At 67.0% G+C, this 23549-nt stretch carries 22 protein-coding genes; 16 read left to right on the top strand and 6 right to left on the bottom strand.

Translation table 11 applies throughout. The features are described 5' to 3' along the window. Window positions 1–15 precede the first annotated feature (15 nt). From thrS to pdxT, 9 genes are all read left to right on the top strand, one after another. Complete coding sequence (thrS, locus tag E0T84_RS23535; RefSeq protein ID WP_138745699.1) at window positions 16–2067, top strand: threonine--tRNA ligase; 2052 nt, start codon at window positions 16–18, stop codon at window positions 2065–2067. 4 nt (window positions 2068–2071) lie between these two features. Further along, the gene (locus E0T84_RS23530) at window positions 2072–2662 is read left to right on the top strand and encodes an HIT domain-containing protein (RefSeq protein ID WP_165617728.1); all 591 of its coding nucleotides are present in this window, start codon (window positions 2072–2074) and stop codon (window positions 2660–2662) included. Next, the gene (gene pgsA / locus E0T84_RS23525) at window positions 2659–3306 is read left to right on the top strand and encodes a phosphatidylinositol phosphate synthase (RefSeq protein ID WP_070184621.1); all 648 of its coding nucleotides are present in this window, start codon (window positions 2659–2661) and stop codon (window positions 3304–3306) included. The genes E0T84_RS23530 and pgsA overlap by 4 nt, the downstream gene beginning before the upstream one ends. Further along, a complete protein-coding gene (locus E0T84_RS23520; protein ID WP_070943590.1) occupies window positions 3303–4214 on the top strand; it encodes a phosphatidylinositol mannoside acyltransferase in 912 nt (303 codons plus the stop codon). The genes pgsA and E0T84_RS23520 overlap by 4 nt, the downstream gene beginning before the upstream one ends. Before the next feature lie 34 nt (window positions 4215–4248). Continuing rightward, entirely contained in the window at window positions 4249–5373 is a 1125-nt protein-coding gene (locus E0T84_RS23515; protein WP_070943591.1) for a glycosyltransferase family 4 protein, read from the top strand. Window positions 5374–5375: 2 nt separating this feature from the next. Continuing rightward, window positions 5376–6434, top strand: coding sequence for an NUDIX hydrolase (locus tag E0T84_RS23510; RefSeq protein ID WP_070184604.1), 1059 nt, complete (start codon window positions 5376–5378; stop codon window positions 6432–6434). Between the two features lie 65 nt (window positions 6435–6499). Further along, on the top strand, window positions 6500–7411 hold the full coding sequence (gene pdxS, locus E0T84_RS23505) for a pyridoxal 5'-phosphate synthase lyase subunit PdxS (protein WP_070184605.1): 912 nt from the start codon (window positions 6500–6502) through the stop codon (window positions 7409–7411). A gap of 9 nt (window positions 7412–7420) precedes the next feature. Continuing rightward, entirely contained in the window at window positions 7421–8269 is an 849-nt protein-coding gene (tesB, locus tag E0T84_RS23500; RefSeq protein WP_070184606.1) for an acyl-CoA thioesterase II, read from the top strand. Then, window positions 8266–8847: a pyridoxal 5'-phosphate synthase glutaminase subunit PdxT gene (gene pdxT / locus E0T84_RS23495; RefSeq protein ID WP_070184607.1), complete on the top strand. Its 582-nt coding sequence runs from the start codon at window positions 8266–8268 to the stop codon at window positions 8845–8847. The genes tesB and pdxT overlap by 4 nt, the downstream gene beginning before the upstream one ends. A 30-nt stretch (window positions 8848–8877) precedes the next feature. On the opposite strand, the gene E0T84_RS23490 is transcribed toward pdxT, so the two are convergent. The 3 genes from E0T84_RS23490 to E0T84_RS23480 are packed head-to-tail and all read right to left on the bottom strand — an operon-like array spanning window position 8878 to window position 10834. Then, a complete protein-coding gene (locus tag E0T84_RS23490; RefSeq protein ID WP_138745698.1) occupies window positions 8878–9768 on the bottom strand; it encodes an NAD(P)-dependent oxidoreductase in 891 nt (296 codons plus the stop codon). Further along, window positions 9765–10151 carry a carboxymuconolactone decarboxylase family protein gene (locus E0T84_RS23485; protein ID WP_070184608.1) on the bottom strand — a complete coding sequence of 129 codons (387 nt, stop codon included), beginning with the start codon at window positions 10149–10151 and terminating at the stop codon, window positions 9765–9767. The genes E0T84_RS23490 and E0T84_RS23485 overlap by 4 nt, the downstream gene beginning before the upstream one ends. Window positions 10152–10162: 11 nt before the next feature. Next, window positions 10163–10834, bottom strand: a complete 672-nt coding sequence (locus E0T84_RS23480; RefSeq protein ID WP_138745697.1) for a TetR/AcrR family transcriptional regulator — start codon at window positions 10832–10834, stop codon at window positions 10163–10165. An 82-nt stretch (window positions 10835–10916) separates the two neighbouring features. Between E0T84_RS23480 and E0T84_RS23475 the strand changes: the two genes are divergently transcribed. Then, window positions 10917–11222: a hypothetical protein gene (locus E0T84_RS23475; protein WP_070184610.1), complete on the top strand. Its 306-nt coding sequence runs from the start codon at window positions 10917–10919 to the stop codon at window positions 11220–11222. Between the two features lie 76 nt (window positions 11223–11298). Beyond that, window positions 11299–12054, top strand: coding sequence for a YebC/PmpR family DNA-binding transcriptional regulator (locus E0T84_RS23470; RefSeq protein WP_070184611.1), 756 nt, complete (start codon window positions 11299–11301; stop codon window positions 12052–12054). A gap of 50 nt (window positions 12055–12104) precedes the next feature. On the opposite strand, the gene E0T84_RS23465 is transcribed toward E0T84_RS23470, so the two are convergent. Beyond that, complete coding sequence (locus tag E0T84_RS23465) at window positions 12105–12764, bottom strand: NAD(P)H-binding protein (RefSeq protein WP_138745696.1); 660 nt, start codon at window positions 12762–12764, stop codon at window positions 12105–12107. A gap of 94 nt (window positions 12765–12858) precedes the next feature. Between E0T84_RS23465 and ruvC the strand changes: the two genes are divergently transcribed. From ruvC to E0T84_RS23440, 5 genes are all read left to right on the top strand, one after another. Further along, window positions 12859–13416 (top strand): crossover junction endodeoxyribonuclease RuvC, encoded by a 558-nt coding sequence (gene ruvC / locus E0T84_RS23460; protein ID WP_070184613.1) that lies wholly within the window; start codon window positions 12859–12861, stop codon window positions 13414–13416. Continuing rightward, on the top strand, window positions 13413–14000 hold the full coding sequence (ruvA, locus tag E0T84_RS23455) for a Holliday junction branch migration protein RuvA (protein ID WP_070184614.1): 588 nt from the start codon (window positions 13413–13415) through the stop codon (window positions 13998–14000). Before ruvC ends, ruvA begins: the two co-directional genes overlap by 4 nt. Next, entirely contained in the window at window positions 14000–15055 is a 1056-nt protein-coding gene (gene ruvB, locus E0T84_RS23450; RefSeq protein ID WP_070184615.1) for a Holliday junction branch migration DNA helicase RuvB, read from the top strand. The genes ruvA and ruvB overlap by 1 nt, the downstream gene beginning before the upstream one ends. Before the next feature lie 5 nt (window positions 15056–15060). Beyond that, window positions 15061–15444 (top strand): DUF1304 domain-containing protein, encoded by a 384-nt coding sequence (locus E0T84_RS23445; protein WP_070184616.1) that lies wholly within the window; start codon window positions 15061–15063, stop codon window positions 15442–15444. Window positions 15445–15543: 99 nt separating this feature from the next. Then, on the top strand, window positions 15544–16305 hold the full coding sequence (locus E0T84_RS23440; protein WP_070184623.1) for a MerR family transcriptional regulator: 762 nt from the start codon (window positions 15544–15546) through the stop codon (window positions 16303–16305). A 92-nt stretch (window positions 16306–16397) separates the two neighbouring features. Here the strand turns inward: E0T84_RS23440 and car (E0T84_RS23435) are convergent, their stop codons facing one another. Further along, window positions 16398–19868, bottom strand: a complete 3471-nt coding sequence (gene car / locus E0T84_RS23435) for a carboxylic acid reductase (protein ID WP_070184617.1) — start codon at window positions 19866–19868, stop codon at window positions 16398–16400. Window positions 19869–20036: 168 nt separating this feature from the next. Beyond that, window positions 20037–23522: a carboxylic acid reductase gene (car, locus tag E0T84_RS23430; protein WP_138745695.1), complete on the bottom strand. Its 3486-nt coding sequence runs from the start codon at window positions 23520–23522 to the stop codon at window positions 20037–20039. Between the last annotated feature and the right edge of the window lie 27 nt (window positions 23523–23549).

Below are 23549 nucleotides of genomic sequence, written 5' to 3'. Positions count from 1 at the left end.
GTAGGAGACTCCCCGATGAGCGCCGCCCCCAGCCCAGCCCCCGCTGCCCCGATCCGGGTCGCGGCCGGGACCACCGCCGGCGCGGCGGTGCGCGAGGCGGGCCTGCCCAGCCGCGGAGCCCCTGACGCGATCGTGGTGGTGCGCGACAGCGAGGGCCGTCTTCGCGACCTGTCCTGGATGCCGGCCACCGACGTCGAGGTGACGCCGGTGGCCGCCGACACCGAGGACGGCCGCAGCGTGATCAGGCACTCCTGTGCCCATGTGCTGGCCCAGGCCGTGCAAGACCTGTTTCCCCAGGCCAAGCTCGGCATCGGCCCGCCGATCACCGACGGCTTCTACTACGACTTCGACGTCGCCGAGCCGTTCACCCCAGAGGACCTGGACAAGCTCGAGAAGCGGATGGCCAAGATCGTCAAGGACGGTCAGCTGTTCTCCCGGCGCGTCTACGAATCCAAGGATCAGGCGCGCACGGAGTTGGCCGATGAGCCCTACAAGCTGGAGCTTGTCGACGACAAGTCCGGTGACCCCGACGTGATGGAGGTCGGCGGCGACGAGCTGACCGCCTACGACAACCTCAACGCGCGTACCAAGGAACGGGTCTGGGGGGACCTGTGCCGCGGTCCGCACATCCCGACCACCAAGTACATCCCGGCGTTCAAGCTGACTCGAAGCAGCGCCGCGTACTGGCGCGGAGACCAGAACAACGCCAGCCTGCAGCGGGTGTACGGCACGGCCTGGGAGTCGCAGGAGGCCCTTGACCGCCACCTCGAGCTGATCGAGGAGGCGCAGCGTCGCGACCACCGCAAGCTCGGTGTCGAGCTGGACCTGTTCAGCTTCCCCGACGAGCTCGGCTCGGGCCTACCGGTGTTCCATCCCAAGGGCGGCGTCATCCGCAAGGAGCTGGAGGACTACTCGCGGCGCAAGCACTCCGAGGCCGGCTACGAGTTCGTCAACACCCCGCACATCACCAAGGAACACCTCTACATCACCTCGGGCCACCTGGAGTGGTACGCCGACGGCATGTACCCGCCGATGCACATCGACGCGGAGTACAACGAGGACGGCACGGTGCGCAAGCCCGGGCAGGACTACTACCTCAAGCCCATGAACTGCCCCATGCACCACCTTATCTACCGGGCGCGGGGCCGCTCCTACCGTGAACTTCCGTTGCGGCTCTTCGAATTCGGCTCGGTGTACCGCTACGAGAAGTCCGGCGTGGTGCACGGCCTGACCCGGGTGCGCGGCATGACCCAGGACGACGCACACATCTACACCACGCGTGAGCAGATGCGCGACGAGCTCACCTCGCTGCTGCAGTTCGTACTCGACCTGCTCTCGGACTACGGACTGGACGACTACTACCTGGAGTTGTCCACCAAAGACCCCGACAAGTACGTCGGCTCCGACGAGATGTGGGACGAGGCCACCGAAACCCTGCGCTCGGTCGCCGAGGCCTCGGGACTGGAGCTGGTGCCGGATCCGGGCGGGGCGGCGTTCTACGGCCCCAAGATCTCGGTTCAGGTCAAGGACGCGCTGGGCCGCAACTGGCAGATGTCGACGATCCAGTTGGACTTCAACATGCCCGACCGCTTCGAATTGGAGTACACCGCTGCCGACGGCAGCCGTCGGCGTCCCGTCCTGATCCACCGAGCCCTGTTCGGCTCGATCGAACGATTCTTCGGCGTGCTCACCGAGCATTACGCGGGCGCGTTCCCGGCTTGGCTGGCGCCGGTGCAGGTGGTCGGTATCCCGGTCGCCGATGCGCACCTGGACTACCTGTATGACGTTGCCGCCCAGCTCAAGTCGCGCGGGGTCCGGGTCGAGGTGGATGGCAGCGACGACCGGATGGCGAAGAAGATCGTCAACCACACCAATCAGAAGGTGCCGTTCATGCTGCTGGCCGGTGACAAAGACATCGATGCGAGCGCGGTCAGCTTCCGGTTCGGTGACCGCACGCAGATCAACGGCGTCCCACGCGACGAGGCCGTCGATGCGATCGTGGAGTGGATCGCCGAACGCAACAACGCGGTGCCGACGGCAGACCTGGTACGGGTGGGCTTGCGATGAGCGCTTGCGCGAAGAGCCGACAGGTCGCGCGGTGACGGGGGACGAGCGGTCGATCATCGACCACGGGGTGGGCGAGCCGGACCACCTGCAGCGGCTGTGGACGCCGCACCGCATGAGCTACATCGTCGATGCAGTCAAGGGCGACACCAAGATGGGGTCGGCCGGTTCGTCCCAACCGTTCACCGACATCCCCGAGATGTCCGACGAGGACGGACTCATGGTGGCCCGCGGTGAACTCGTGTACGCCGTGCTCAACCTTTACCCGTACAACCCGGGTCATCTCATGGTGGTGCCCTATCGCCGGGTGTCCGAGCTGGAAGACCTCACCGAGGCCGAGAGTGCCGAGTTGATGGCATTCACGCAGAAGGCGATTCGCGTCATCAAGGCGGTCTCGCGCCCGCACGGCTTCAACGTCGGCTTGAACCTGGGCACCTCGGCCGGCGGATCACTGGCCGAGCACCTGCACATGCACGTGGTGCCGCGGTGGGGCGGCGACGCGAACTTCATCACGATCATCGGTGGCGCCAAGGTCATCCCGCAGTTGCTGAGTGAGACCCGGGAGCTGCTGGCTGCGGAATGGGCTCGGCAGCCATGAGCAACCTGTTCCTGATGAGTCGGGCGGCCTACGCCAAGTTGTCGCGGCCGGTGGCCAAGGCTGCGCTGCGCGCGGGCCTGAGTCCCGACATCGTCACCATCGTCGGAACCGCCGGGTCGGTGACCGCCGCGCTGACGTTGTTCCCGATCGGCCAGTTGTGGTGGGGCGCGTTCGCGGTGTTCGTCTTCGTGCTCGCCGACATGCTCGACGGAGCGATGGCGCGTGAACGCGGCGGCGGTACCCGGTTCGGGGCCGTGCTCGACGCGGCGTGTGACCGGATCGCCGACGGGGCCATATTCGCCGGCCTGCTGTGGTGGGCGGCGTTCGGCCTGCACGATCCGACGCTCGTGGTGGCGCTTCTCATCTGCCTGGTCACCTCGCAGGTGATCTCTTACATCAAGGCCCGAGCCGAGGCCAGCGGGCTGCGTGGCGACGGCGGCATCATCGAGCGGCCCGAGCGCCTGGTGATCGTGCTGGTCGGGGCGGGGCTGTCCGGTGTGCCGTTCCTGCACGCGCCGTGGCTGTTGCACGGGGCCGCCTGGCTGCTGGCCGTGGCCAGCGTGGTCACGGTGGCACAGCGGATCCACGCGGTGCGCAGGTCTCCGGGTGCGATGGATCTGCTGCAACCCCCGGGGGCGTCGTGAACATTCCGCTGTCCGGGCAGGTGACCGATCTGGGTTTTGCGGCAGGCTGGCAGCTGGTGCGTGCGATGCCGGAAGTGGTGGCGCGCAATCTGTTCGACGCAGGTGCCTTCTATGCCTCCCGTGGTGGCGGGCCCCAGCAGCTGCGCAAGAACCTGGCCCGGGTGACCGGGGTGTCCCCGGCTGAGGTGCCGGACGACCTGATGCGTGCTTCACTGGCCTCATACGCCCGGTACTGGCGGGAGGCGTTCCGGTTGCCGTCGATGGATCTGACCGCTGTGGCCAAGCGCCTGGACGAGGTTTTCGTCGGCGCGGACAAGCTGCGGGCTGCTCACCAGGCCGGCCGCGGCGCCGTGCTGGCGTTGCCGCACAGCGGTAACTGGGACATGGCGGGGGTGTGGCTGGCCCAGCAGTACGGAACCTTCGCCACCGTGGCCGAACGGCTCAAACCCGAATCGCTCTACCGCCGCTTCATCGACTACCGCGAGAGCCTGGGATTTGAGGTCTTCCCGCTGTCGGGCGGGGAGCGCCCGCCGTTCGAGGTGCTCGCGGAACGGTTGCGGGACAACAAGTTCGTCTGCCTGATGGCTGACCGGGACCTCACCCGCAACGGCGTGGAGGTCGACTTTTTCGGCGAACCCACCCGGATGCCGGCGGGCCCGGCCAAGCTGGCGATCGAAACCGGTGCGCCTTTGCATCCTGCCCATGTCCACTACGACGGGGACGACTGCATCGTCGAGATCTTCGACGCCCTCGACACCTCGTCGGGGGATGTGGCGGTGGTGATCCAGCAACTGGCCGACCGGTTCGCCGCGAACATCGCCGCACATCCGGCCGACTGGCACATGCTGCAGCCGCAGTGGCCGGCCGACCTGTCAGACGAACGTCGCGCGCGACTGGGTACCACCTGATGAGCGTTTGCGCGAAGAGGCGACGGAGCTAGCCATGCGTATCGGGATGGTCTGCCCCTATTCGTTCGACGTACCGGGCGGTGTGCAATCCCATGTGCTGCAACTGGCGGAGGTGATGCGCGCCGGCGGGCATCACGTGAGTGTCCTGGCGCCGTCGTCGCCGCACGTGAAGCTGCCGGATTACGTGGTGTCCGGCGGCAAGGCCGTTCCGATTCCCTACAACGGTTCGGTTGCCCGCCTGCGGTTCGGGCCTGCGACGCATCGGAAGGTGAAGAAGTGGATCGCCGAGGGTGACTTCGACGTACTGCACCTGCACGAGCCCAACGCGCCGAGCCTGTCCATGCTGGCGCTGCAGGCCGCCGAGGGCCCGATCGTGGCGACGTTTCACACTTCGACGACAAAGTCGTTGACGCTCAGCGTGTTCCAGGGGATCCTGCGCCCGTACCACGAGAAGATCGTTGGCCGCATCGCGGTGTCGGACCTGGCCCGGCGCTGGCAGATGGAGGCGCTCGGCTCGGATGCGGTCGAGATCCCCAACGGGGTCGACGTACCGTCCTTCGCGAATGCGCCTCGGTTGGAAGGATATCCGCGGCCGGGCCGCTCTGTGCTGTTCCTCGGGCGGTTCGACGAAACGCGTAAGGGCATGCCGGTCCTGCTGAGCGCGCTGCCCAAACTGGTGCGCCGGTTCGCTGACGTCGAGATCCTGATCGTGGGCCGCGGAGACGAGGACGCGTTGCGTGAGGAGGCCGGCGAACTCTCCGGGCACCTGCGGTTTCTCGGGCAGGTCGACGACGACGCGAAGGCCGCGGCCATGCGCAGTGTCGACGTCTACTGCGCCCCCAACCTCGGCGGTGAGAGTTTCGGCATCGTGCTGGTCGAGGCGATGGCGGCCCGAACTGCCGTGGTGGCCAGTGAACTCGACGCGTTCAGCCGCGTTCTGGACCAGGGACAGGCCGGCCGGCTGGTTCCGGTCGGTGATGCCGACGCGTTGGCCGATGCGCTGATCGAGGTGCTCGACGACGACGCGCTGCGCGCGCGGTATATCGACAAAGCGACCGAGCGGGTGGCCCGCTACGACTGGTCTGTGGTGGCCGGTCAGATCATGCGGGTGTACGAGACCGTGGCCAGCCCCGGCGTCAAAGTTCAGGTGGGTGACTAGACATGCCGACCTGGTTGGTGATCACGGCGGTGGCCGTACTGGTCGCTCTGCTGCTCGTCGGCGGGTGGGCTTACCAGACCGCCAACCGACTCGACCGGCTCCACGTGCGCTACGACCTGTCGTGGCAGGCGCTCGATGGTGCGCTGGCCCGCCGGGCTGTCGTGGCACGCGCCGTTGCGGTCGACGCCTATGCGGGCGCGCCGGCGGGTAAGCGGCTGGCGGCGTTGGCAGACACCGCCGAACGAGCCCCGCGTCCGGCGCGGGAAGCTGCCGAGAACGACCTGTCGGCCGCGTTGGCCGCCGTCGATCCGGCCGGATTGCCCGTCCCACTGGTCGCCGAACTCGCCGACGCCGAGGCTCGGGTGCTGCTGGCCCGGCGCTTCCACAATGACGCCGTCCGCGACACCCTGGCACTGCGGGAACGCCGCGCGGTGCGGGTGCTGCGGCTGGGCGGGACCGCTGCACTGCCAACCTATTTCGAGATCGTCGAGCGGCCGGATTCGCAAGCCGAGGTCAACCCGGTGAGCCGGCGTACCTCGGCACGCGTGGTGCTGCTCGACGAAGACGGTGCGGTGTTGCTGCTGCGCGGCAGCGACCCCGCGATCGACGACCCGGACAAGCCCGCGCCGCGGTGGTGGTTCACCGTCGGGGGCGCCGTCCAGCCCGGCGAGGATCTGGCGGCTGCCGCGGCCCGCGAGCTCGCCGAGGAGACCGGGTTGCGGGCGGCTCCCGAGAGCCTCGTCGGCCCGGTGTGGCGGCGAGACGCCGTCATCGACTTCAACGCCTCGGTGATCCGTAGCGAGGAGTTCTTCTTCGTCCACCGGACCGCCCGGTTCGAGCCGTCGGCAACGGGGCGCACCACCCTGGAACGGCACTACATTCACGGGCACCGTTGGTGCGATGAGACAATGATCGCCGAGTTGGTTGCCGGCGGGGAGGCCGTGTATCCGCTTCAACTTGGTGAGCTGCTGGCTCAGGCCAACGAACTGGCCGAACAGCCGGCAGCGACGCTGGCGAATCCGCGGGGATCTGCGGTTCGCGAGCTGCAAGCCATCCGTTGATTGCGGATTCAATGGATTTGGCGGCTCCACTAGACTGAATCAGTAGGAATTTGGAGGAGATTGCAGTGGATACCGCGGCGCAGAACGGCTCCAGCAACCAGACCGGCACCGCGCGCGTGAAGCGCGGAATGGCTGAGATGCTCAAGGGCGGCGTGATCATGGACGTGGTCACGCCCGAGCAGGCGAAGATCGCCGAGGGTGCGGGTGCGGTGGCCGTGATGGCCCTGGAGCGGGTCCCCGCTGACATCCGGGCCCAGGGCGGGGTGTCGCGGATGAGTGACCCGGACATGATCGAGGGCATCATCGAAGCGGTCACCATCCCGGTGATGGCCAAGGCGCGTATCGGGCATTTCGTCGAGGCGCAGATCCTGCAGAGCCTCGGTGTGGATTACATCGACGAGTCCGAGGTGCTGACCCCGGCCGACTACACCAACCACATCGACAAGTGGCGTTTCACCGTGCCGTTCGTGTGCGGGGCCACCAATCTGGGTGAGGCGCTGCGCCGGATCACCGAGGGTGCGGCGATGATCCGTTCCAAGGGTGAGGCCGGCACCGGTGATGTCTCCAACGCGACCACCCACATGCGCAAGATCGGCGGGGAGATCCGGCGGCTCGCCTCGCTGAGCTCCGACGAGCTGTACGTCGCGGCCAAGGAGCTGCAGGCGCCGTATGAGCTGGTGGCCGAGGTGGCTCGGGCCGGCAAGCTGCCGGTCACGCTGTTCACCGCGGGTGGCATCGCCACCCCGGCCGACGCGGCGATGATGATGCAGCTCGGTGCCGAGGGCGTGTTCGTCGGTTCGGGCATCTTCAAGTCGGGCAACCCGGCCCAGCGGGCGGCGGCGATCGTCAAGGCCACCACGTTCTACGACGACCCCGATGTGTTGGCCAAGGTGTCGCGCGGTCTGGGCGAGGCCATGGTGGGCATCAACGTCGAGGAGATCGCCGCACCGCACCGGCTCGCCGAGCGCGGCTGGTAAACATCTCGAATGGCGATTGAAGAGATCCTCGATCTGGAGCAGCTCGAGGTCAACATCTATCGCGGCGGGGTGTTCAGCCCGGAGTCGGGCTTCCTGCAGCGGACCTTCGGCGGCCACGTGGCCGGTCAATCGCTGGTGTCAGCGGTGCGCACCGTGGAGCCGACGTTCCAGGTGCACTCTCTGCACGGCTACTTCCTGCGCCCCGGCGACGCCCGGGCACCGTCGGTCTACACCGTCGAGCGCATCCGAGACGGCGGCTCGTTCTGCACCCGTCGGGTGAGCGCGATTCAGCACGGCGAGACGATCTTCACGATGTCGGCCTCCTTTCAGACCGACCAGACCGGTATCGAGCATCAGGACGTGATGCCCGAGGCCCCCGGGCCCGACGACCTGCCTGGGTTCCGGTCCGGGGGAGCATTCGACGACGCCGGGTTCGCCCAGTTCGACGAATGGGATGTCAGGATCGTGCCGCGCGACCTCGTGGCACGGATTCCCGGCAAGGCATCTCAGCAGCAGGTGTGGTTCCGTCACCGCGACCCGCTGCCCGACGATCATGTGCTGCACATCTGTGCGCTGGCCTATATGAGCGATCTGACGCTGCTGGGTTCGGCCCAGGTGAACCACCTCGATGTGCGTAAGCACCTGATGGTGGCATCGCTGGACCACGCCATGTGGTTCATGCGGCCGTTCCGCGCCGACGAGTGGCTGCTCTACGACCAGTCCTCGCCATCAGCCTGCGGCGGGCGTTCGCTGACCCAGGGCAAGATCTTCAATCGCTACGGCGAGATGGTCGCTGCGGTCATGCAAGAGGGGCTGACCCGCTACCGGCGCGACTTCGCCCCGCCGGAGGGTGCGTGAGTCCTCGAGTCGGGGTGCTCGCGTTGCAGGGCGACACCCGTGAGCATCTGGCTGCCCTGCGTGAGGCCGGCGCCGAAGCGGTCACGGTGCGGCGGCTTTCCGAGCTCGAGGGGGTCGACGCATTGGTGATTCCGGGCGGGGAATCCACTGCCATGAGCCATCTGCTGCGCGAGTTCGAGCTTCTCGAACCGCTGCGTGCGCGCATCGCCGCCGGGTTGCCGTGCTATGGCTCGTGCGCCGGGATGATCTTGCTGGCCGGCGAGATCGCCGACGCCGGAGCCGATGGCCGGGCCGCGGTGCCACTGAAAGGTATCGATATGACGGTGCGGCGCAACGCATTTGGCCGTCAGGTCGATTCTTTCGAGGGAGACATCGATTTCGAGGGTCTCGACACCCCGGTGCATGCGGTGTTCATCCGGGCGCCGTGGGTCGAGCGGGTCGGTGCGGGTGTCAAGGTGTTGGCCCGCGCCGCCGGCCACATCGTGGCGGTGCGCCAGGGCTCGATGCTGGCGACGTCCTTCCATCCGGAGATGACCGGGGATCGCCGTATCCACAAGCTGTTCGTCGATTCGCTGTGAGCCCAGCGGATCCAACGGCGGATACGTTGCTCACCGCCGCGTGCCCTCGACGATGACGCCCGCGGCCTGCTCCATCGGTTTGACGACGGAGGTGAAGTCGGATTCGGGCCCCTCGGCGCGCAACGTCTGCTCCCAGACGCGCTGCACGGTCTCGGCCATCTCGACCGGCAGGCCCAGGGCGGTGGCCTCGTCGAGGTAGAGTCGGACGTCCTTGGCCATCAGACCGGTGGCAAACCCGTAGTCGAATGTGCGGGGCAGTACCGCGCGCGGGAACTTGTCCCGGCTGGCGTGGGTGCCACCGGATCCGGCATTGAGCACATCGATCATCACGTCGGCGCTCAGCCCGGCCTTGACGCCCATCACCATCACCTCGGCGGTCGCGGCCAGGGTGGTGGCGGCCATCAGATTGTTGATCAGCTTCATGGTCTGTGCGGTGCCGGGCTGTTCGGAGACGAAGATCGCCCGGCCGAGCACCTCGAAAATCGCGGCGAGCGAATCGAATTCACTGCGGGGTCCGGACACCATGATGGCCAGGGTGCCGGCCTGCGCGCCATGCATACCGCCGCTGACCGGGCTGTCCAGCGCGGCAATGTCCCGGGCGGCCAGCGCGGCGTGATTGCGTTGTGCTGCTTGACCTCCCACTGTGGACAGGTCGACGAAGCGCCGAACCCTGGAACCGTCGGCGACCTCGGCCACCACCGCAGCGGAGACCTGCGGGGTCGGCAGACTGGCCAATATCGTCTCGCAGTGCTCGGCCACGTCGCGGACCGAGTCGGCCCGCCGGGCGCCCAGCGCAGCCGCTTTGGCCAGCACATCCTCGCGAACGTCGAAGGCCACCAACGGAAATCCCGCCGCCAGCAGCCGATCCATCATGGGCCACCCCATGTTGCCCAGTCCGATGAAGCCGATCTCGGGGTTCACGACTGCTGCCCGTCGAGATCGGCGAACACGGCGCGGGCCAGCCGGAAACTGTCGACCGCGGCCGGAATCCCGGCGTAGATGCCCACCTGCAGGAAGATCTCGCAGATCTCCTCGCGGGTGACGCCGTTGGTGAGTGCGCCGCGGATGTGTGTGCTCAGCTCGTTCGGCCGGTTCAGCACCGCGATCATCGCGAGGTTCAGCATGCTGCGGGTCTTCAGTTCGAGGCCTTCACGACCCCACACGGCACCCCAGCAGTATTCGGTGACCAGATCTTGCAGCGGCTTGGAGAACGCATCGACGTTTCCAGCCGCCTTGCGGACGTACTCCTCGCCGAGAACCGCTGTGCGGATCGCCAATCCCTTGTCGTACGTGTCTTGATCCATGGTGTTGCCTTTCAGTTTCGAGGGCGGACCCCGTCGAGGAACAGTCGCACGTAGGTGCGCATGCGTTTGTCCAGATCGTCGGGGTCCCAGTTGACGCCCCAGAGAGCGCCGGTGGCGGGGCCGCCGACGGTCATGCTCAGAAACGCGCTCCCGACCACCTCGGGATCGTCGATCTCGACGATCCCGGCTTCGGCGTGGCGGGTGAGGACTTCGGTGATGAAAGTCAGGGCGGGCACCGTGCCTTGTTCGTAGAGCAGCCGGAACAGTCGGGGAAAGCGATTGCCTTCGGCGTTGAGGATTCGCTGCAGTGCGATGCCGGCCGGGCCGGTGATGCCGGCCAACCGGATCCGGGCGATGGCCAGCAGGGTTTCTTCCAGGTCGTCGGTCTCGGCCGCGCGAAGCGTCTCGATCGGCACGAGCCACCGGTCCACGGCGCGTTGTACGGCGGCTTCGAACAGCGCGGACTTGTCGGGGTAGAGGCCGTAGATGGTGCGCTTGGCCATGCCGGCAGCCGTCGCGATGCGCTCGATGGTGGACCGGTCGAATCCGTTGTCCAGGAACACTTCCAATGCACAGTCGAGGAGCTCGCGGTGTCGATGCTCGGCCTGCCGCCGGGTGGGCCGGCCCGCGCGGGATCGCGGCTTGGCGTTACGTCCCCGCACGGTGACATCTGTTGACGGCATGGGGCATGTTAGCGCGTTAATGAAACGACGTAGGTGCTATTAATTGCCGGGGTTGCGCCCGGCCTCGGCGTACGCTGCCGGCATGTCTGGCCGCAGACCGGGAGTCGTTGAGTCGCTGATCAGTTGGGCGGCGTGGGCTATGACCGGCCTGATTGCCGTCCTGCTGGCGTTCGCCACGATCTTCCCGGTGGGCTTCAGTGGGGCGTACCCCGAACAAGCCGATGATGCGGCCACGCTGGCCGGGTGGGCGGTACTCACCCTGGCTCTGGTGGTGCTCGCGCCGATCGGCATGGCGATCGGGCATTGGCGGCATTGGCACATCTGGTATTGGCCGGTGCTGTGCAGCGCCGCGGCGGTTACGACGCTCGTCTTACTGCAGGCCCTCTAGGCGTCGTATCGAGCGGCCCGGGAGCGGCACGTAGACTGGAGAACCGGAGTTTTGACCGGAAAAGGGGCGTACCTGCATGAGCGGCCATTCCAAGTGGGCCACCACCAAGCACAAAAAGGCCGTCATCGACGCCAAGCGCGGCAAGATGTTCGCCAAGCTGATCAAGAACATCGAGGTCGCGGCGCGTGTCGGCGGGGGAGACCCGGCCGGTAACCCCACCCTCTACGACGCCATTCAGAAGGCCAAGAAGAGCTCGGTGCCCAACGACAACATCGAGCGTGCCCGCAAGCGGGGCGGTGGTGAGGAAGCCGGTGGCGCCGACTGGCAGAACATCACCTACGAGGGTTATGGCCCCAACGGTGTGGCGGTGCTCGTGGAATGCCTGACCGACAACCGCAACCGTGCCGCCGGCGAGGTCCGCGTCGCGATGACCCGCAATGGCGGGAACATGGCCGATCCGGGTTCGGTGGCCTACCTGTTCTCCCGCAAGGGCATGGTGACACTGGAGAAGAACGGCCTGACCGAGGACGACGTGCTGATGGCCGTCCTGGAGGCCGGCGCCGAGGAGGTCAACGACCTCGACGACTCGTTCGAGATCATCTGCGAGCCGACCGATCTGGTCGCGGTGCGGACCGCGCTGCAGGACGCGGGCATTGACTACGACTCGGCCGAGGCGAGTTTCCAGCCGTCGGTCACGGTGCCCGTGGATCTCGAAGGCGCCCGCAAGGTGCTCAAGCTCGTCGATGCGCTGGAGGACAGCGACGACGTGCAAGAGGTCTACACCAACATCGACATCCCCGACGACGTCGCCGCGCAGCTCGACGAGGAGTAGTCCTCGAACTTGACGGCGTCAGCACGCCGGCATCGATCACGTCGAGTCGGTCATTGGCTCGGGTGCAGCGCTGCGTCGATGGGCGTCTCGCCAGAGATCACCTCGAACGTCCGCCCGGCGGTCTCGGGCTCGTGCAGGACGGCGAGCAGCACGTGTGCGACGTCGGCGCGCGGGATGGTGCCGCGTCCGGTCGATTCGGCCACCATCACATTCCCGGTCGCTGGCTCGTCGGTGAGCCCGCCCGGGCGCACGATCGTGGTGCGCAACCCGGCGCGGGCCCGCACATCGGCGTCCGCCTCGGATTTGGCGTGCATATAGGCCCGAAACACCTCGTCGTAGTTCGCGTCGAGCGACCGGTCGTCGGCGGCCAAGGCCGAGACCATCACGTAGCGGCCCACTCCCGCGGCTTCGGCGGCATCGGCCAGCAGGATCGCGGCGTCCCGGTCCACGGTCTGCTTGCGGGCCGCGCCGCTGCCGGGCCCGGCACCGGCCGCGAACACGACGGCGTCGGCGCCGCGCAGCGCGTCGGCAACCTCGTCCACCGACGCTCGTTCCAGGTCCAGAACGATGGCCTGGGCGCCGGCGGCCTGCAGGTCGGCGGCTTGGTCCGGGTTGCGGATCAGGCCGGCCACATCGTCGCCGCGTGCGGACAACAACTGCTCAAGAATCAGGGCGATCTTGCCGTGCCCGCCGGCTATCACTACGCGCATAGCCTCGACCCTACGGATGTGAGCGTGTCCCTGCGCCGGGCCGACGCGGGCTCACGCTAGGCTCTCGAACAGATGTTCTTACGAAGGGGTTCGTGTGCGGGTGATGGGAGTGGATCCCGGGTTGACGCGCTGCGGCCTGTCAGTGGTCGAGAGCGGTCGCGGTCGGCAGGTCACCGCGTTGGATGTGGACGTGGTCCGCACGCCGGCCGATGCACCGCTGCAAAAGCGGCTGCTGGAAATCAGTGATGTCGCCGAATACTGGATGGACACCCACCGGCCGGATGTGATCGCCATCGAGCGGGTCTTCGCCCAGCAGAATGTGTCCACGGTGATGGGAACCGCGCAGGCCGGCGGCGTGATCGCGCTGGCCGCGGCCCGCCGCGACATCGAGGTGCACTTTCACACCCCGTCGGAGGTGAAGGCGGCGGTCACCGGCAACGGCCGTGCCGACAAGGCACAGGTTACCGAGATGATCACCAGAATCCTTGCGCTGCAGGCCAAGCCGACCCCAGCCGACGCCGCCGATGCCCTGGCCTTGGCCATCTGCCACTGCTGGCGCGCGCCGATGATCGCGCGGATGGCCGCCGCCGAGGCGCTGGCCGCCGAGCAGCGCCGTAAGTATCAGGCCCGACTGAAGGCGGCCCGGGCATGATCGCCTCGGTGCGCGGCGAGGTCATCGACATCGCCCTCGACCACGCCGTGATCGAGGCGGCCGGTGTCGGCTACAAGGTGATGGCGACACCGTCGACGCTGGCCACACTGCGTCGAGGTGCCGAATCCCGGCTGATCACCGCGATGATCGTGCGTGAGGACTCGATGACCCTCTACGGCTTCGCCGACGGGGAAGCGCGCGACCTGTTCCTCACCCTGCTGGGGGTCTCCGGTGTCGGCCCCAAGATCGCGTTGGCGACGCTGGCGGTCCATGACCCGCAGGCCCTGCGGCAGGCGCTGGCCGATGGCGATGTCACGGCGTTGACCCGGGTTCCGGGCATCGGCAAACGCGGTGCCGAGCGCATGGTGCTCGAACTACGCGACAAGATCGGTCCGGTCACCCCCGGGGCAGTCGGCGGGGCCGTGGGCCACGCAGTGCGCGCCCCGGTGGTGGAAGCGCTTGTCGGACTTGGTTTTGCGGCCAAACAAGCCGAGGAAGCCACCGACAAGGTGCTGGCCAACGATCCCGAGGCGACGACGGCTTCCGCGCTGCGGGCGGCGCTGTCCATGTTGGGTAAGAAGTGATGGGCCGATTCGACGACACCGACGACCCCGACGAGCGGGAGGTCTCACCCGCGCTGACCGTCGGTGAGGGGGATATCGACGCCAGCCTGCGGCCACGTTCGTTGGGGGAGTTCATCGGTCAGCCGCGGGTGCGCGAGCAGCTGCAACTGGTCATCGAGGGCGCCAAGAACCGCGGCGGCACACCGGATCACATCCTGCTGTCCGGTCCGCCCGGGCTCGGTAAGACGTCGCTGGCGATGATCATCGCGGCCGAGCTGGGCTCCTCGCTGCGGCTCACCTCAGGTCCCGCTTTGGAGCGGGCGGGTGACCTGGCCGCGATGCTGTCCAACCTCGTCGAGCACGATGTGTTGTTCATCGACGAGATCCACCGCATCGCCCGGCCCGCCGAGGAGATGCTGTACCTGGCGATGGAGGACTTCCGCGTCGACGTCGTGGTCGGCAAAGGCCCCGGGGCCACCTCGATCCCGCTTGAGGTCGCGCCCTTCACGTTGGTGGGAGCGACCACCCGGTCCGGGGCGCTGACCGGTCCGCTGCGGGACCGGTTCGGGTTCACCGCGCACATGGACTTCTACGAGCCGGTCGAACTCGAGCGGGTGCTGGCCCGGTCGGCCGGCATCCTCGGCATCGAGCTGGGTGCCGACGCCGGCACGGAGATCGCCCGGCGCTCCCGGGGCACGCCCCGCATCGCCAACCGGCTGCTGCGTCGGGTCCGCGATTATGCCGAGGTGCGCGCCGACGGCGTGATCACCCGCGACATCGCCAAGGCGGCGCTGGAGGTCTACGACGTCGACGAGCTCGGCCTGGACCGCCTGGACCGCGCCGTGTTGTCCGCGCTGACCCGCAGTTTTGGTGGCGGCCCCGTCGGGGTGTCGACGCTCGCGGTGGCCGTCGGCGAAGAGGCCACCACGGTCGAGGAAGTGTGTGAACCGTTCTTGGTGCGGGCGGGCATGGTGGCCCGCACGCCACGCGGCAGGGTGGCCACACCGCTGGCGTGGACGCACCTGGGATTGCAGCCGCCGGTTACCGGGCTGGGGCAGCCAGGGCTGTTTGAATAGGCGGCATGGTTATCGCCGGTCTGGTGTTCGCCGCGCTCGCCGCGGCCCTGCATGTCTACATCTTCGTGATGGAGTCGCTGACCTGGACTTCACCACGGACCCGCGCCACCTTCGGTCTCAGCGAGGAGCAAGCCCGGGCCACCAAGGAGCTGGCGTTCAACCAGGGCTTCTACAACCTGTTCCTGGCCATCGTCGCGGTGGTTGGCATCGTGGCTATGGGCTTGGGGCACAGCGCGGTTGGGGTTGCCCTGGTGTTAGCCGGGGCGGGGTCGATGCTGGCCGCGGCCGCGGTGCTGTTGATCAGCTCACCGGACAAGGCGCGGGCGGCGATCACCCAGGGCATCTTTCCGCTGCTCGCCGTCGCACTGATCGCGGTCAGCCTGCTCTAGGCCGTTTGTAGGACGCGACCCCCATACGTTCGGGCATGAGCACTTGACCCTCACGCGACGTGAGGCGCCAGTCTGATCAACATGACGCAGGAGTTGCCGGTGGATGAGCTCACCGTCGGCCAGGTGGCTGAGCGTTTTCGCATCACGGTCCGGACACTTCACCACTACGACGAGATCGGGTTGTTGACCCCGACCCGGCGTGGCGCCTCGGGATACCGGGTCTACACGTCGGCCGACCTGATGCGGCTGTCCCAGATCATCGTGTACCGCCGGCTCGAGTTCTCGCTTGAGGAGATCGCGAGCCTGCTGGACGAGGGCGATGAGGTCAGTCACCTGGTCCGTCAGCGCGAACGCGTCATGACCCGCCTCGACGAGATGAAGGACCTCGTCGAGGCCATCGATCAGGCATTGGAGAAGGCAATGACGAACACCCCCATGACCGACGACGACATGCGCGAACTCTTCGGCGAGGACTTCGACGACTATCAGGCCGAGGTCGAACAGAAGTGGGGCCAGACCCCGGAGTGGAAGGAGTCGCAGCGTCGAGCGAAGGCCTACGGCAAGGACGAGTGGATCCAGATCAAGGCCGAGGGAGAAGCCGTCGAGCAGGCCCTGTCCGACGCTTTCCGTAGCGGACTTCCGGCCGACTCCGACGCGGCAATGGATGCCGCCGAGCGGCACCGGCTGCACGTGAACCGCTGGTTCTACGACTGCTCGAGCGAATTCCACCGCAAGTTGGGAGACCTGTACGTGAGCGATCCGGCTTACGTCGCAAGGTACGACGAATCTTTCGCCCTTCCGGGCCTGGCGGCGTTCTGCCGCGACGCGATTCATGCGAACGCGGACCGAGCCGCTCGCTGACGGGACAACGGCTTCCCTCGGCGCTGATTGGCCGCGGTCCTGGATAAGGACCGCGGCCGCTCAGGGGGGATCTTCCCTTGTGGGGAAGTCTGTTACAGCAAACCGAGCAGTTTCAGATCGCTGATGTACTTGACGATGATCTCGCGGCTGACGTGCGGAATGTCTTTGTCCGGGCCGATCTTCGCTTCCTGCACCGCGGCGCGGAACACGTCGGTCGGTGCCATCGCGCCGTTCACCGGCATGCCGGGCTGTTGGTAGTTGTGCAGCAACGGCAGCAGTGAGGCCTGACGTTGCCTGTCGGGCAACGCCCGCAACGTGGTCTCGAAGCGGGACAACCACTCGGGGTACTCGTCGACCCGTTGGATCGGGTATCCGGCCTCGATGAGCCAGTCGACGAACTCGTCCATACCGAGACCGTCGTCGTGCGGGTTCATCACGTGATAGGTCTCGAAGCCGTCCTGCACGTGGGCGCCCAGGGTCGAGATGGCCTCGGCGATAAACTCGACGGGCAGGCCGTCGTAGTGCGAGCGCCGGCGCTCGCCGTCGGGACCGAGCTGGTTGAAGGATTTCGGTGCCACACCGGTGGCGACCAGGCTGAACATCATGCGGGTGAACATGTCCGGCAGGTTCAACTGCCCGGCATAGGTGGTGTCGGCCAGGATCATGTCGCACCGGAACACCGTCACCGGCAGGCCGGCCAGATCGTGAGCCTCGCGCAGCAGCACCTCACCGGCCCACTTGCTGTTGCCGTAGCCATTGGCGTAGCTGTCATCGACACGTCGGGTCGCGCTGATCTCACGAATGTCCGCGTCCTCCACGAACTTTCCGGGCTCGATGCCCCCGCCGACGCCGATCGTCGACACGTAGGCGAACGGCTTGATCCGCGTGGTGAGCGCGATACGGATGAGCTCGGCAGTCCCGAGTGCGTTGGGGCCGAACAGTTCGCTGTAGGGCAGCACGTGGTTGACCAGTGCGGCCGGGTCGACGATGAAATCGACGGTGTCGGCCAGTCGCTGCCAGGTCGCGGGGTCGAGGCCCAGGTCGGCCTCGCCCTTGTCGCCGGCGATCACTTCAAGGTGGTCGGCGGCCAGTTCACGGTAGTGCGCCAGCAGTTTCGGGTCGCCACTGTCGAAGGTCTTGTCGAGCCGTGCGCGGGCTTCGTCGTCGGACTTTGCGCGCACAAGGCAGATGACCTTGCCGTCAACCAGATCCATGCGCTCCAGCCATTCCAGGGCCAGGTAGCGGCCCAGGAATCCGGTTGCGCCTGTGAGCAGTACGGTGCGGATCTCATTGACCGGACCGGGCAGGCCCGGCGCGGCGGCCAAGGTTGCGGCGTCGATGAACTTGTCGAGAGTCAGGTCGGCCGCGTGGACTTCGGTCGCGTTGCGCCCGTGCACCGAGCTGAATGTCGGCCGCAGATTGGCGCCAGAGCGCTGAGCCTCGATGTAGCCGGCAATGGTCTGCAGATCCGATGCCGGACTGACGATCGCCGACACCGGCACCTCGACGCCGAAGATCTCCTGCAGCAGGTTTCCGAAGGTCAAGGCGGACAACGAATCTCCGCCGAGGTCGGTAAAGTGGGCCTCGGGCGCCAGATCGGATGCCGCAGCACCCAGCAGGGCACCGGCGGCCCGGCTCACGGTGTCGAGCACGGGAGCCTGAGCACCGCTGCGCCGCAGCTCGCTCAGTTCGTTGGCCTGGCCCTCGGCCAGCTCCGTGTACAGCTGCTCCAACCGCTCACCGTAATGGCTCTTCAGATTGGGGCGTGCCAGCTTGCGGATGCCGGTCAGCAGGCCGTTCTCCAAGCTGAAAGGCGTTGTCTCCACGATGAAATCGCGCGGAACCTCGTAAGACTGCAGACCGGCGGCGCGGGCCGCATCCTGCAGTGAGTCGCCGATCGCCTGCTTCGACGCGGTGGGATCGGTGGGTACCACGACGGCCAGCAGATACGAGCGGGCGCTGTTGCCGTAGATGAAGATCTGGCGCACCAGCGGGCTGTCCCCGAAGACCGCCTCGAGCTTGGAGACGGTGACGAACTCGCCCTGGGAAAGTTTGAGCACGTTGTTGCGCCGGTCGAGGTACTCGACATGATCGGGGCCCAGCTCGGCCACGATGTCTCCGGTGCGGTAGTACCCGTCCTCGTCGAACATCTCGGCGGTGATCTCCGGGCGCTTGTAATAGCCGGGGAACATCTGCTCGGACTTGACCAGCAGCTCACCGCGCGGGTGGGGCTGGTCGGTACGGAAGTAGCCCAGGTCCGGTACGTCGACCAGCTTGTAGTCGATGACCGGCGGACGCTGGATGTAGCCGTCGACGAACACCGAGCCGGCCTCCGTCGAGCCGTACCCCTCCAGCAGGTGCATGTCGAGCAGCCGCTCGACCCAGTTCTTCATCTCCGCGGAGATCGGAGCGGAACCCGTCATCGCCGAGACGAACCGTCCGCCCAGCAGGTCCTCGCGGACCTCGGCGAGCACTGCGTCCTCACTGCCGCCGGAACGGTCGAGCCGGCTCTGGTACTCCTGGTACAGCATGTCCCAGATCCGGGGCACGAAGCTCAGCTGCGTGGGCCGGACCAGGGCGAGGTCCTCGAGGAAGGTCGAAAGGTCGCTGCGGGCAGCGAAATACGCGGTGCCACCCGAGCTGAGCGTGCCGATCAGGATGCCGCGACCCATGACGTGGCTCATCGGCATGAAGTTGAGGGTGATCGCCGGCAGTGCCGCCTGGTTCTCGTCCCAAGTTGCCTTGGTGGCCAGCTGCCACATGTTGGCGACCTTGCTCTCCGGATACATCGCCCCCTTGGGGGTGCCGGTGCTGCCGGAGGTGTAGATCAGCATGGCCAGCGGATCGGGCTGGCCCGGGGTGTACAGCCGGGCGTCGGCCAGTGAGCGGCCGCGATCGAGGACGTCGGCCAATGGTTCGACGACAACGTCGGTGCCGGCGAGCGCGGACTTGGCGGCCTCGAAGGCTTCGCGCTGAGCGTCGACCTGGGGCCGGTAGTCGAAGACCACCAGCTGGCGGGGCACGGGTCCGGAGCGCACCAATTCAACTGCGTCGTCGAGGAAATCGATGCTCGCCGCGATCACGGTCGGTTCGGTCTCGGCGACGATGGGCCGCAGGGTGGTGACGGGCGCGCTGGTCTGCAGCGGCACCGACACGGCGCCGAGCTCGATGAGGGCGGTGTCGATGGTGGTGTAGTCGACGCTGGTGAACCCGAGGATGGCGACGCGATCGCCGGGCTTCACCGGGTGGTTGTGCCAGGCGTTGGTCACGGCCTGAACGCGGTCGCCCAACTGCCGGTAGGTGATGGTGTCAAAACGGGGGAGCAGCGCGGCCGACGTGCGTCCGTCGGCATCGGTGACGAACTCCACGGCGCGCTGTCCGAGCGCGGGGCGGTCGGCGTACCCGGCGAACACCGCTTTGACGATGGCCGGCAATCTGAGGTCGGGTTGGGCCACGGCAGCGTTGACGGCATCGTCGGGGCGGGCCGCGGCAAACTGCGAATCGGTGTCATAGAGGTGTGCGATGCGGTGTTCGAGCTGGTCTTCGTGTGCTTCGGTGGTCATATCGGTCCCCTGAGCAAATCAAAATAACTATGGTCGGCGCATTTGTCGCGCCTACTCATTACTACGTTAGTAAAACTAATTATATTTCGAGTTGCCAGCGCCCATGGTGCGAGATGCATCACGCCGGCGTGTGCTCGCCCCTGAGGCGGGGCGAGCACACGCGGGCGATCACAACAAGCCGAGTTGCTGCAGGTCGGTGATGTACTTGACGATCACGGCCGGGCTGACATGGGGGATGTCCTTGTCGGGCCCGATCTTGGCTTCCTGCACCGCGGCGCGGAAGTGGTCCGTAGGCGCCAGGGCGCCCAGCATCGGCCGCTCGGGCTTCTGATAGTTGTGCAGCAGAGGCAACAACGAGGCCTGACGCTGCTTGTCCGGCAGGGCGCGCAGGGTGCTCTCGAAGCGCTGGATCCACTGTCCGTAATCGGGGATGCGCTCGATCGGGTAGCCGGCCTCGATGAGCCAGTCCGTGAACTCGTCCATGCCGAGGCCGTCGTCATACGGGTTCATCACGTGGTAGGTCTCGAAGCTCTCGACCGATTGGCCGCCCAGCGTCGAGATCGACTCGGCGATGAACTCGACTGGCAGCCCGTCGTAATGCGAGCGCTGCCGGTTGCCGTCGGAATCGAGCTCATAGAAGGACTTCGGCGCGATACCGCTGGCGACCAGGCTGAACATCATCCGGGTGAACATGTCCGGCAGGTTCAGCTGGCCCGAGTACGTGGTGTCGGCCAGGATCATGTCGCAGCGGAAGACCGCCACCGGCAGCCCGCACAGGTCGTTGGCCTCGCGCAGCAGGACCTCGCCGGCCCACTTGCTGTTGCCGTACCCGTTGGCATAGCCGTCGTTGATCTTGCGGACCGCACTCATCTCCCGGACATCGACGTTCTCGACGAACTTCCCGGGCTCGATCTGATCGCCCACGCCGATGGTCGACACGTAGGTGTACGGCTTGATCTTCGTGGTGAGCGCGATCTTGATCAGCTCGGCGGTGCCCAGGGCGTTGGGACCGAACAGCTCGCTGTACGGGAGCACGTGGTTGACCAGTGCGGCCGGGTCGACGATGAGGTCGACTTCGTCGGCCAGCCGCTGCCAGGTCTGCTGATCCAGTCCGAGGTTCTCCTCGCCCTTGTCGCCGGCGATCACCTCGAGGTGATCGGCAGCCAGAACTTGGTAGTGCGCAAGCAGTTTCGCGTCGCCGGAATCGAAGGTGGCGTCGAGTCGGGCGCGGGCTTCGTCGTCGGACTTGGCGCGGACCAGCGCGATCACCTTGCCGTCGACGAGGTCCATGCGCTCCAGCCATTCCAGCGCCAGGTAGCGGCCCAGGAAGCCGGTGGCGCCGGTGAGCAGCACGGTCCGCACCTCGGCCGGAGCCTTGGGCAGGCCTGGCGCTGCGGCCAGCGTGTCGGCGTCGAGGAACTTGTCCAACGTGAGGTCGGCGGCACTGACCTCGGCGGCGTGCCTGCCGTGCACCGACGCGTAGGTCGGGCGCTTGGATCCGCTGCGCTGCGCTTCGATGTGCGCAGCGATACCGGCCAGATCAGTGGCCGGGCTGACGATCACGCCGACCGGCACATCCACGTCGAAGATCTCGCGGAGTAGATTGCCGAAAGTCAACGCTGACAGGGAATCTCCACCCAGATCGGTGAAGTGGGCATCGGGTCCCAGGTCGGATGCGGCAGCGCCCAGCAGCGCGCCGGCCGCCCGGCTGACGGTCTCCAGCACCGGGGCGTCAGCCGCGCCCGTGCGCAGTGCACGCAACTCGTTGGCCTGCGTCTCGGCCAGATCGGCGTAGAGCTGCTCGAGCCGATCGCCGTAGTGCGCCTTCAACTTCGGCCAGGCCAGTTTGCGGATACCGGTCAGCAGACCGTTTTCCAGGCTGAACGGTGTGGTCTCCACGATGAAGTCGCGTGGGATCTCGTAGGACTGCAGGTCGGCCTCTCTGGCGACCTCTTGCAGGGATGCGCTGATCGCTTCTTTCGTGACACCCGGGTCGGTGGGTACCACCACGGCCAGCAGGTAGGGCTGTGCGCTGTTGCCGTAGACGTAGATCTGTTGCACCAGTGGGCTGTTGCCGAACACGGCCTCCAGCTTGGCCAATGTGACGAACTCACCCTGGGCGAGCTTGAGCACGTTGTTGCGCCGGTCGACGTAACGTAGCTGGTCCGGGCCGACCTCGGCGACGACGTCGCCGGTGCGGTAGAAGCCGTCCTCGTCGAACACCGAAGCGGTGACCTCGGGACGCTTGTAATAGCCGGGGAACAGGTTCTCGGTCTTGATCAGCAGCTCGCCGCGAGGGTGCGGCTGGTCGGTGCCGAAGTAGCCGAGATCGGGGACGTCGACCAGCTTGTAGTCGATCACCGGTGGGCGCTGAACGACACCGTCGAACAGCGCCATCCCGGCCTCGGTGGAGCCGTAGCCCTCCAACAGGTGGATTCCGAGCATGTCTTCGGTCCAGGCCTTGAGCTCGGCAGAGATGGGCGCCGAGCCGGTCATCGCCGCCACGAACCGTCCGCCGAGCACCTGGTCGCGCACCTCGGCCAACACCTCGGCCTCGACGGCGTCGCGGTCGGCGTCGGCCTCGGCCAGGCGGTGATCGACCCGGCTGCAGAACTCGCTGTGGATCATCTCCCATACGCGCGGAACGAAATTCAGCTCCGTGGGCCGCGTCAGGGCGAGGTCCTCCAAGAGCGTGGACAGGTCGCTGCGGGCCGCGAAGTAGCAGGTGCCGCCGGCGGCGAGAGAGGCGTAGAGGACGCCGCGGCCCATCACATGGCTCATCGGCATGAAGCTCAGATTGATCGCCGAGCTCACCGGTCCGAGCCAGGCCTTGCTGTTGCGCCGCCAGAACTTGGCGACCGAGCTCTGCAGGTACATCGCACCCTTGGGGGCGCCGGTGCTGCCAGAGGTGTAGATCAGCAAGGCGAGCGGATCGGTGCCGTCGGACTCGGGGGCCGGGGGTGTCGGCAGTTCGCGGCCGCGGTTGAGCAGATCGGCCAGAGTTGCGACCGCCGTACCGGCCCCGGCGACCTTCTCGGTGGCCGATGCCACCGCGTCGCGATGATCGTCGACCTCGCCGTGGTGGTCGAAGACGACCAGCTGGGCCGGAGTGTGGGCATTGAGTGCCAGCTGGACGGCATCGGCGAGGTGGCCGACACTCGCGGCGATCACCACTGGTTCGGTCTCGGTCACGATGGGCGCCAGGGCCTCGGGCGACGAGCTGGTCTGCAGGGGCACCGACACCGCGCCGATCTGGCTCAGTGCGGTGTCGATCACGGTGTAGTCAGCGCTGGTGAAACCCAGGATGGCGACCCGGTCTCCGGCCGCGACGCCGGAGGCGTGCAAGGCCGCGGCGAGGGAGCGGATCCGATCCCAGAGTTCGCCGTAGCTGATGGTGTCGAACCGGGGGAGAAGATGCGCGCTGGTGCGTCCCGTGGCCGGGTCGGCGACGAATTCGACGGCGCGTTCGCCGAGCGCGGGCCGCTCGGCGTAACCCTGCAGGACGGTCTGGACGATTTCGGGCAGAAGCAGGCCGGGGACGTCGACGGCGGCGGTGACGGTGTCGCTGGGAATCGCGGCGGCGAACTGTGGATCGTTGGCGGTCAGATCGGCTATGCGGCTCGCCAGTTGCTCATCACGAGTGTCAAACGACATCAAAAATCCTCTTCACAGATAGCGGAA

This window comes from Mycobacterium sp. DBP42 (assembly GCF_005924235.1).
In the GTDB taxonomy this organism is placed as follows: domain Bacteria; phylum Actinomycetota; class Actinomycetes; order Mycobacteriales; family Mycobacteriaceae; genus Mycobacterium; species Mycobacterium syngnathidarum.
The sequence above is the reverse complement of the archived record's forward strand: the minus strand, read 5'-3'. Positions and strand labels throughout refer to the sequence as shown.